Annotated in this window: 6 protein-coding genes; all 6 read right to left on the reverse strand. The window is 65.5% G+C overall.

What is annotated here, in order from left to right; genetic code table 11:
• Positions 1-6,384, reverse strand: a 6,384-nt coding sequence (locus AOP72_RS13080; RefSeq protein WP_193746441.1) for a DNRLRE domain-containing protein, incomplete at its 3' end; no start/stop codon positions are given.
• 655 nt (positions 6,385-7,039) lie between these two features.
• Entirely contained in the window at positions 7,040-7,411 is a 372-nt protein-coding gene (locus AOP72_RS13085) for a hypothetical protein (protein ID WP_062138117.1), read from the reverse strand.
• A gap of 158 nt (positions 7,412-7,569) precedes the next feature.
• On the reverse strand, positions 7,570-7,986 hold the full coding sequence (locus tag AOP72_RS13090; protein WP_062138120.1) for a hypothetical protein: 417 nt from the start codon (positions 7,984-7,986) through the stop codon (positions 7,570-7,572).
• Positions 7,983-8,591: a polymorphic toxin-type HINT domain-containing protein gene (locus AOP72_RS13095; RefSeq protein ID WP_193746442.1), complete on the reverse strand. Its 609-nt coding sequence runs from the start codon at positions 8,589-8,591 to the stop codon at positions 7,983-7,985. Before AOP72_RS13095 ends, AOP72_RS13090 begins: the two co-directional genes overlap by 4 nt.
• A 47-nt stretch (positions 8,592-8,638) precedes the next feature.
• Positions 8,639-8,821 carry a hypothetical protein gene (locus AOP72_RS13100; RefSeq protein ID WP_062138125.1) on the reverse strand — a complete coding sequence of 61 codons (183 nt, stop codon included), beginning with the start codon at positions 8,819-8,821 and terminating at the stop codon, positions 8,639-8,641.
• Positions 8,822-9,982: 1,161 nt separating this feature from the next.
• Positions 9,983-10,291, reverse strand: coding sequence for a hypothetical protein (locus AOP72_RS13105; RefSeq protein ID WP_062138128.1), 309 nt, complete (start codon positions 10,289-10,291; stop codon positions 9,983-9,985).
• Between the last annotated feature and the right edge of the window lie 237 nt (positions 10,292-10,528).

Raw genomic sequence — 10,528 nt, forward strand, 5'->3', positions numbered from 1 at the left:
AGCGAGCCTGGCCGCCGTGCCGATGAGCTTGCCGCCAGGCACCAGACCGATCGCGGCTGCCGCGGCCGCCTTGTAGTTGCCGGTCGCCAGATGCGCGGCCGTGGCCACACCCGCCGCGACCATGCCGATCGGGCCGGGAATGAACGAGGCCACCTCCGCGACCTTCGCCACGACCTTCGCGGCCTTGGCAGCCTTCTTCAGCCACCCCCAGGCACGCCCATCAAGGTCGTACTTGTTGACCGGATCCTGCGGATACGCATATGCCGTGGTGTTGCCGCCAGGCACCGGATCCACCGACGTGAATAGACCGGTGACCGGGTTGTACAGCCGCACCCCCATCAACAACATGCCGGTGGCCGCATCGGTCGCACGTTCATTCGCGCCCAACCAGCCATACGTGACCGCACCCGTATCAGGCTGAACGGTCAGGACCCGCCCGTACTCGTCGAAGTCAGCGAACGCGCCCACCTCGACCACCGCGCCGGACTCGTCAAGCGTCAAACCGGTCGCGACATCACCGTGCAGGTCGGCGATCTGCAGCGTGACCACACCGTCGGTGATCTCAAGTCCCAGATCGCCACCCAGCGACGAGCCGTACCACGACAGGCTCGTGCCCGCGCTATCGGTGCGCGTCACCCACGCCGGATTGTCGGTCGCATCCCCATAGTGGCGAGACAGCGTGACCGTTCCCGACGCCGACGTCGACACCGCATCGGTACGCCTTCCGAGCGTGTCGACACCGAACACCGTGGACGTGCCATCCTGCGAGAGCGACCGCACCAGATCGTTGTCGAAGTAGGCGATGCCCAGATCGCCAGCGGCGGCTCCCATCGGGGAGTCGATCGCCGGCACCAGCGTCTGCCGGCCCAACGCGTCATAGACGTAGGACGCCACACCGTTCGCGCCCGTGTGGACCCGGTCGGCATCGTCATAGTTCCACGCATCGGTGAACGAGGTGCCCGAGCCGCAAGCGCCATCCGTGCCGGACACAGTCGTCGACCGCGCCAGACGATTGCCCCGCACATCGAAGTCGTAGGCGCGCGTCACACACGGTGTCGCCGTGCCATCGGTCATGTCCTCGTCGAGAAGTTCGCCGAGCAAGGCAGTGCGGTCGTCGACCTTGACGAGCCGATCGGCGCGGTCGTACACATAGCTGCGACCGAACTCCGTCACGAGATCCGCACCCTGGCCCGTCGTCGGCGTCGTCTCCGACGCCACTCGGCCGTACAGGTCGTTGACCTGAGTCCACGCAATCAGCGGGACCTCGCCGCCATCTCCGTCGTCGGAGACGTAGGCGAGCGACTCCGCCTCGCCCGTGAGCGAGTAGGTGTTGACCTGCGTCAAACCGCCGGGCATCTGCTGGCGAAGCATCTCGCCCGCGGCACCATACGCCGCAGTGAAGGTCCCGGCACCCGCGACGGTCATCGTCGTCGCAAGCCCGCGGTGCTCCTCGCGTCCCAGCGCGTCGGTGCCGTCGTAGGTGTAGGTGACGGTGCGGTGTGGGTCGGTCACCGTGTGCAAACGGCCGGCCGCATCGAACCCGTGGGAGGTCACCGCTCCATCACGGTCGGTGTAGGACGTGTTGCGCCCCCACAGGTCGCTTGCGTTGGACACACGAGAGGTCTCGCTGCCGGCACTGTCGAGCTCCACCGTCGCCAGCGGCAGGCCGGTCGCAGCGTCGTACTCGATGCGCGTGTCAGCAAGCGGCGTGGAGTCCGCGAGCCCCGTCACGACGAGCGACGTGCGCGACGTGCGGCCATCGTCCAGGTAGGTGGTGGTCGACGTGCGTGTGACCTGTCCCAGCGACTCCACCACGGTGGTGGGCTCCAGCAACATCGAGTAGCCCGTGGTGCGGTTCTCGGGGAGAGTCGGTCTCGCCTCGCCAGAACGCGTCACGCAAGGAAGGCCCGCCCACTGCGGTACGTTCCCGCACGCCTCGTCATTGGGGTTCGCGCCAACCGTGTAGTAGACAACGATGTCCGTGCCGGCATCGCTGCCGCTGGCGCCAGGCGCACGCGACTCCACCACCCGACCGAGCGCGTCGTACCGGGTCTTGGAGACGATGTTGTCGGCAGCATCAGGCATCACCAGTGTCGTGGTCGTCTCCGCGCCGAGCATCCACCCAGACGTGTCCCCGGTCGCAGACACGCCGTCGACTGGGTCGTAACCCGCCTTCGACTCCGACAGCAACGGCTCACCTGTGGCAAGCGGCTCCGACAGCTCCCAGTGCCCTGACGACTCGGCTGCCTTGAACTCGCGCGTCGTCGTGACCAGGCTGAACGGCTGCCCAGACTTCGGGTTGATCCCGCCGTTGGGCGCACCCTCGTCGTAGGTGAACTGGGTATGGATGCGGGCGAGACCGTTGCCCGCGTCGTCGCTCGCGGGAGCCCACGTGTCGGTCACCAGCGTTCCGGCGGGGACGATCACGGTGCCCGCGGCAATGGTGCCGCCTTCCCATGTCAGGTTCGCATCGGCGACGATGTCGTCGTTGTAGCGGGTGATCGTCGCGACCGCGTTGACGATCTCCTCGGCTGCAGGCTGACCGTCGTTGAGGGAGGACTGTTCGAGAAGGTACTCCGTCGCAGCGGTGTCGAGGCTCCGCACCACACGATCGCCGTCATCGAACTCGGTGGCTGTGTACAGCCATTCGCCAGCACCGAACTCTGCGGTGTTGAGCGTGTAACCCTCGACGTCGGTGAAGGTGAGGTTCGCGTTCTTCCACGCGGCGGCGTCCACGGCCGATGCGCTGTTGGTCCCTGGGTCCTCGCCCGGACCAAAAGTCGCGAATCCCAGAGCAGGGGTACGAGCCTGACCCCACGCCTGAACGGCCCCGATGGCGTCCGGAACCCCGGACGGGGCGGCGGTCATGTCGATGCCGTAGATGTAGCGCGACATGGTCACCTGCGGCGCGCCTTGGGTTGCGCCGTCACGGCTTACGTGCAGGAGCGATCCCGACCCCTGGGGCGAGGTGTCGTATTGCATGCGCCACGCAGCGAGGCCTCCTGGCTTGACGGCTGTGAGGAACGGCACACCCGCTTGCGAGGCGTCCGAGTATCCGTATGTCGTCTCGAGCCCTGACCGCGGGTCGAGGACGATCTCGAGTCGGCCAGAGGCGTCGTACTTGTAGCGAGCCACTTCCAACGAGCCCATCGACTCGGTGGCAGGATCCCACGCGCGGTACGTGGCCGAGGCCACACGGCCTGCGAAAGCCTTCGTGCCCGCATCCGTCGAGGTGTAGTACGCGATGTCGAGGGCGCGGCAACCGGCCGACAGCGTCGGGGAGCACGCGACACCATCGGGAACGGGCGCAAGAATCCGCGTGATGCGACCAGACCCGTCTCGCGTGAACGTCGTCGCACCCGCCTGACCGGGCTCCACGACGGACTCTTGGACCCACTTTCCAGCACCCAGGTGGGCCCACGTGGTAGTGACACCGTCGTCCTCGATGAGCGATAGGCGGGCGGCCGTGCCCGATCCGGTGAGCTTCAGCCGATAGCCAAGCGCCGCGGTATCGGCATCGAGCGCCACGTACTCGCCCGCCTGCTGCGGTTCGGTGGTCCCGTCGGCCTGCCGGTAGAGCAGGTATGAGCCGTCGACATCCTCAAGGATGAGGAGTCCGTTGTCTGCTGTCGCATCGACGACCGCGAGGCCCGCTGCTCCCACATCGGAGCCCTCGAAGCTCGGTGCCCAGCCCGGACCAAAGACCGAGTCCTCCCGTCCGCCTGCGAAGGTGCTGTAGGTGCGGGAGATTGACAACGTACCGGTGTACCCCGGAACGGCGAGGTCCGTCATCGACGTGTTGAACTCGCCCGTCCACATCGCGACCTGGCCCGGGCCAGCCGAGGCGACCGGGAAGTTGTCGCCGAACGCGTGAGGCACACGCAGCACAGTGGCGTGCGTCGACTCGTCGTTGCGCCAGGTGCAAAGAGTGTCGCTCGTGTAGGTGTAGGTGAAGCACGCCTGGACATCCATGAGGAACGGCACTCGCTCCTTGCCGGCCGAAGTGGCAGCGTGCGACGCGTCCCACAGGTAATTCACCGCAGGGTTCACGCCCGCCGCTACCTCAGCAGGCGCATTAGCCGTGATACGCGTCCAACCCGCGGATGAACCAGTGGCGTCGGAGTAGCCAGCGCCGTTGGGAGTGCCACTCGCCCTCCAGTACAGGTTGCGCTTGACGGCGCCATTGCCGCCCGGTGGCGCACTCGCGACGATCTTCGCGTGGTCGGTGGTCTTGTAACCGGGCGCAGGCGCAGAGATCCCCACCGTGCCGATGCCGTACTCAAACACCACCCATGCACTCGTGTTGTTGGCGCGGTCGATCGCTCGAGCCTCCACCTTGTGGCCGCCACTGGTGCGGGGAAGACCGCTGATGGTCGCGCTACCCGACGAGGCAGTGGCCGACTTCACCGCGCCGCCGTCGATCTTGTACTCGAACTTCACCGCGTCCGTGCCTGCAAGGGTGGCGCTCACCGACGACGGCGCAGTGGCTCTCCACTGACCGTTGGAGAATTGCGGCGACGTGATGGGGGCTATGCCTGGCGCGGCCGTGTCAACGAACACGGTCCAGGTTGGCGATGACGACGACTTCGACGTAATCGAGCCGTCGTTCGCGGCCACCGAGACCGAATAGGCCTTGCCTTGAGCCAGCGCGGCGGGCGTGTAGGACGACGCGGAACCCGATGCCACGGCCTTCCCTGCGGCACCTGGCACCGTCGTGGTGGAGCCTGTCTTGATCGTGAACAGACCCTTCACGCTTCCCCCGTCGGGGTCCGAGACGACGGCACTGAAGGTGGGGGTCGTGTCGTTGGTGTAGAACGTCGCGCCTGCCGCCGGCGCGTTGCCGGCAACCCTCACGCTCGACGGCGTGTTCGGGTAACTGTTGTACGTCACTGAGATAACAGGCTTGTTGGACGAAGCGTTACCGGAGTTGAAGCGCTTCCAACCCGCGTTGTCAGTTTCGGAAGCGGCCCTGATGCCGAGCCCCCTCGACGTCGCGGTACCCGTCGACCATGCCTGCGCCATGGAGGTGATGTCGGCGCTCACGTAACCATCGGCGCACGATGACGAGTACCCCTTCGTCGCCGTCGGCGACGCATACTTGGTGCTCAACGACGGCATGTTCGTCCATCGTGTCGATGTCGACGTCGTCGAGGTGGACCACACCTCCCACCCCTTCGCCGTGCACGACCAGGAATGGTGGTTGTAGAGCTTGAGGGTCGCGGCAGTGACCTTCTTGCCCCGAATCGGCGACACATTCACGTTGAGGAACGACCGGAACTTGTCCGCGCCAGAGTTGGCCGTGCCGATCAGCAGTTCGGTCTGGCCCGAACGATCAGACAACCACGCATCCGACACGTACGTGTCGAACGACACAGTCAGGTTCGCCGACGGATCAATCACCACCGGGAAGTCCGCCGACTCGTCGAACGGAACGTCTGCCGTGTCGATCGCAATCTCAGCAGCATCACCGCTCACCGACACGTCCGCGGGCACGTCGACAATCGTCGGCAGTTCGTTCAGATCAGCAACCACCTCAGGCTCAGCCGTCGCCTCTGGGTCATCGTTGTCGACTGGCGCGGGCGCCATCTGGGAGACCGGCTCCACGTGGAGCGCATCCGAAGACGCGTCCCAGGCCGATACGTCCGATACCTGCGCGACACTCTGCCCGTCGTCGTCTCGCACGACCAGCCCGTCACCGGAGCGCACCAGGTCGGAGTCTGGAGCGGAGAACTCGAGCGCCAACTCCTCGGCGTCCTCCAGTGCCTCGGCATCCTTGGCGACGAAGAACTGCTCATAGCCGGTCGCGGTGACCTGGAACACCAGATCGATGCCGGGTTCGGCATCGACATAGCGAATCGCGTCGTCGGCGACGATCGGCTCAGGAAGGGCTCCGTCCCACCACAACGAGAATGGCTCGCCAGACGCGTCCTCACCGGTGACCACCTCAGTGCGACCATCGGAGGCGCCGCTGAACTGCAACCCCGCGACATGCGCCTTCGGCGCGAACCCGCCCGCACCATTCGGCACCAGGTCACTGTCGGCACGCACCCAGCCTTCGTCTGTCGCGGGGTCCGCACCAGTCGGCACCCACTCCGGACCGGTTGAGATATCCGTCCGCCACTGGCCATCAGGCAGGGCGAACGTCTGCGACGCCTCTGTGCGCTGCGACAGATCCTCGACCAACGCCCCGCGAATTCGGGCCAGCACGGACGCCGAGATAGCATCGGGCGACGTCGCGCCTTCCCACTCAAACTCCTCGGAGGCGTCGGCGACGACGTCCGCATCTGCGGCCGCTGCAGGACCGGCCTCGACACCGGCATACAGCATCAACGTCGACGCGGCCGCAACGGCCGCGAACCGGCCCGTCACACATTGAAAATCCATCGAGCGCCACAAGGCAGCAGAGAACGCCACAGCGAAACCCCCAAAAGCAAGAAACCACGGATAGTGCGGAGCTGAGAAGACCTCAACCGCCACCCCGTAGCCGCCAACACCGGCAACATCCCGCTCGTGGGTTGAGCAATTTCTACCGGCACCTAGACCCAACGCGCAAGAACCTCGCCGTGACGGATTCATCACACCGCCGTAACGAAATCTGGCGCCTGGCCCGGCACGCGCTCAGACACGCAGCCGCTCAAGTCGATGCCCCATTCAGACGCTCTTGAGGCCATAGACTGGCGGCGGGAATTGCATGGACCAGCCCCACAGCAGTGGGTGTATCAACCGAGGTAGGCGAGTTATGCGCGCTACCCACTCGTGGCTGGCGAACCGAAGTCCCGATCGCGAGCCTGAAGCCGAAGTTCGAGTCAATCCAGATCTCGTCATCGCCTTCCGCCGAAGGGCGCCATCAGCGCTCTTGCGCGACACCCGGATTGGCCGCGACTCACCACACTCCTGCGTCCGAGTCCCAGGCGAGATCAAGCCCAGGGGAGGCCGCGAAGACCGTACGCAGAGCGTGGGAAAGCTGGGGCCCTGGCGCGGGCGCGTCGCGACCGCCTCCCGCAGCGAAAGAGAAGGAACCTGACATGGCCATACCCAGTCAGCGGGGCTGACCGAAACCCGAGCCGAGTTGGGTGTACTCCAGGAACCTCTCGACAAGGCGCGGACTTGCCTGCGGAACCATCTCACCTTGGGTGAGAACCTCGACTACAGCGCCGCCCTCGACCACCACGAACGCAGACTCGACGGGTTCGCCGAAGCCGATTTCCACGGTTGCGCGTCGACGCTCCACATAGACATCATTCGCCACGAATAGCTGCACGCGGCCGCCATCGGGCCTCGTCCACGACGCACAGTAGTCGCCCAGGTCACCGTCCACGCGGACGGCGGGCCTGACGCCCGACCGGACACCCACCTCATCGGCGAACTCAAGCATCCACGCGCGGACGCCGGCAGCGACGGCGGACTCCATCCCCCGTCGGTCTCGACGCCACCGATTCACGAAGCCACCTCACTCCTCAGCAGCACAAGCGGAATCAGTTCTGGATGGTCCGGGGTCAACCGCCCTTCGAGCCACGTGGTTTCGTGCCCGGCGAAGCCGCACCACGGAGCGCGCGCTACGACACGGACTCATGCCTCTCGGGACGGATAGATTCGTTGCGCGAATCTCTTCAGGTCTTCTACGAGACTTCTGCGAAAGACCACACGTTGGCCGCCGCACTGGACTGCCAATCTCGGCGAGAAGGATCTCGGGCGCTCGACCTCTCCGCCTTCGACGACATAGCAGGTGGCTAACTCGGCCATCGAGTCGAGCAACTGGCGTACCTCCGAGTCGTCGACATCCTCAGCGAAGACCGTATATGCGAATCCATCATCCACAGCGACCTCGAACCATCTCTCCCCGGGTGAGTTCACGACGGCCGTGCGTCTCCCGGGCACGTCGCCACCGAGTCGCGCGTAGGCCACATCGCCTCGGAGTCCCGACTCGAGGATGTCGAAACGTTCCCCGAGCGTGTCGAGGTACTGGACTGCGTCGGCGGCCTTCACGTTGCCCAACTCCCCCAGAGTCGCCGCGAGGTCCCCGTGGCGTTGTTTGTGATTCCTCCCTTGGCACGCTCCATGTGAACGTGGTAACGCTGAATACGCTGGCGCCAGGGCGAGAGCGTGGCCCAATGCTTGCGCTCCGGCCCGAGCGACACCCGCCACTTCTGATCGGGAGTCTTTCCGACACGAACGAAGTTGTTCTTCTGGAGGCTACAGCTCGCATTGTGGACGAGCAGGGGCTTCTCACCGACATAGTAGGTGTGGAGGTCGGCGACGGTGAAGTTGTACGCCCATCGTGTCGCCCCATAGGGGCGGACCTCAAGCACCGTGCCCGTGGATCCTGCAGCGGTCGCGAGCGTGTCGCCTTCGGTGAGGTCTGCCGCGTTGACCCATCGTCCCCTGGGCGCGACCGGCACCCCGTCGGGCACCATGACGTTACGGTCGCTGGCTACCCAGAACGGGTGCTCCGCGGTGGCACGCAGAGCGTCAATGCCCGACTCGGTCGCCACGATGACGTCGACCCACGTCTCGTGGTCGAGATGCAGGCTCAGCTCCGTCAGAGGCTTCGCGACGGTTTCACCGGTGAGCGGGTCGGTGGCGAGCACCACGTCCACCACGGTGCCCGCTGTGGCCAACACGGTGAGGAACCTCCGGCTCACGTCGTCTTGCGCGGCCACCACTTCGCCCACCTAGGGGACGGGTATCGGCGCACGACGAGGGGCATTCCGAAGTGCCCTGCGAACCACTCGAGGCGATCAGCGATGTCCGCGGGCCACACCTCGGCATTGACCTGCTCGACCGCGCGAGACTCGGCCGTCGGGCCAAGCTCGGCCGCCACCGCGACCCTCCAAGCGGCAGTCGCGTGATCTGCTCCAGCGAAGCCACGGTTCGGGGAACCCGCTGCGCGAACAGCGCCTCAAAGAGGTCGCGCGAGTCCTTCCACGCGACCACTTCCGGAAGCAGAACCCTCTCGAAGTCGTCGCAAGATACTTCTGGCCAACCCGGCGCCGATGGCCTGTAACGGGCCAGGTCTCGATGAACGGCCTGCCAGGTCGAGAGATAGACCAATGCCTGCTCCCGCTGGGACGAGACTCCCACCGCCACCTCGATGTCCACCTCATCGGGAAGGCTCTCCTGCGACGGACGATGAACGTAGGCGTTGATCCACAGGTCGCCCGCGATCCGGCCGTAGCCACCGTGTTCGTCGGCGACGAACTTGTGCGGGCCGACCGCGCTACCAAGGCACTGTTGCACACGAGAGTAGGAACCAGTCCCGGCACTTGAATGCTTCGTCACAGCAACCTCACCCGTACCTTGAGAACTTAACCCGACCGTACCGGGTCTTTCGATATGCCCAGAGCTCGCTCTCTGCGGCGCGCGAGCGCCGCCTTCTTGCGCTTCAAGTGCGAGCACAGTACTCCGTGTCGCCCAAGGCGCACCGAACGTACCTTCACCGAGTCGCCAATCGCGCGGCAATCGCGGCGGGAGACTCGTTGCGATCGCGGGAGTCGAGCTGAAGCTGGAAAGGCCCATCTGCCCGGTCGAAGAGCGCCGCATACGTGTAGCCGTCGCGCGCAATACAGTCTGCGACGAGGGGCGAGTCACCCGAGACAACGACTTCGCTTCCATCTGCGATGGTGAGTCGGACGTCCAGCCATTGGTCGTGGGGGGGTACCGTCCGAGGGTCGCACCGCAATCGCGGCCGTGCGGGCGCTCGTCGCCAAGTCTCGGTAGTGCGGATGTTGCGCATTCTCGAGGAGCGTGACCACAAGTCTCCGCACCTGTGCCGGGGCGGCTTCCCAGCCGTGCGACGCATCGGCGCCAGCCATCTCTGCCTCCTCCATCGCATCACCACGGCGGGAAGTAGGTGCCAACATGAGTCCGGCTCGAAAAACCCCGTGCGCTTCGCCACGTGACCGGCACTCCTCCCATCACGGGGACACCACGGCCGATCACCTGCGTCTCCGATCGCGCGCGACGTGCGCAGCGCCCGACCCGATCACTGAGCGCTATCGCCACCTCCATACGCTGCACGCTCAAGCATTTGCTCTAGTGTCCACACTCCCCGGCCAATGGCATCGTTCTCATCGACCAACTCTGCGAAACCCGGATCGAGATTGTGAACGCGGTCAAGCCTATATATCAGGTCGGCGGGGTTATCGATATCGAGCACCGCCCGATAGACGCCGCGCTGAAACACCGACCAGGCCTCAGGCCCAAGCCTCCAGGCGAACTCCGCCAGCGCGGCGATGGCGTCTCGATCAAGCATCGCCGCATCGCGGAACGATTCGTCATCTTGCTGTGTCATCGCCTAGCGCCTTCCAGGCCCACGAGGGATCACCGTCGTGACCAGCCGAGTGCCCCCGCGAACGGAAACTCTCACGCTTGCACCACGGTACTGCGTCGTCCCGAGATTCCTACCGGTGCCTGGCATGAGCGCAACCGGATTGCGTACCGCATCCCGCACGGCCATCATCGGAATGTAGCCCTTGTCACCACGTGATCCAGACATGCGCTGCTTCGCATGCTTCGACAACCTGAGATC

Origin of the sequence: Demequina aestuarii (assembly GCF_000975095.1) — a bacterium.
GTDB classification, from domain to species: domain Bacteria; phylum Actinomycetota; class Actinomycetes; order Actinomycetales; family Demequinaceae; genus Demequina; species Demequina aestuarii.

Bases quoted from the DNA above. Each gene is read 5' to 3' on its own strand.
- AOP72_RS13085 (WP_062138117.1), bottom strand. From the start codon at position 7,411: ATGGAGTCCGCCGTCGCTGCCGGCGTCCGCGCGTGGATGCTTGAGTTC.
- AOP72_RS13105 (WP_062138128.1), bottom strand. From the start codon at position 10,291: ATGACACAGCAAGATGACGAATCGTTCCGCGATGCGGCGATGCTTGAT.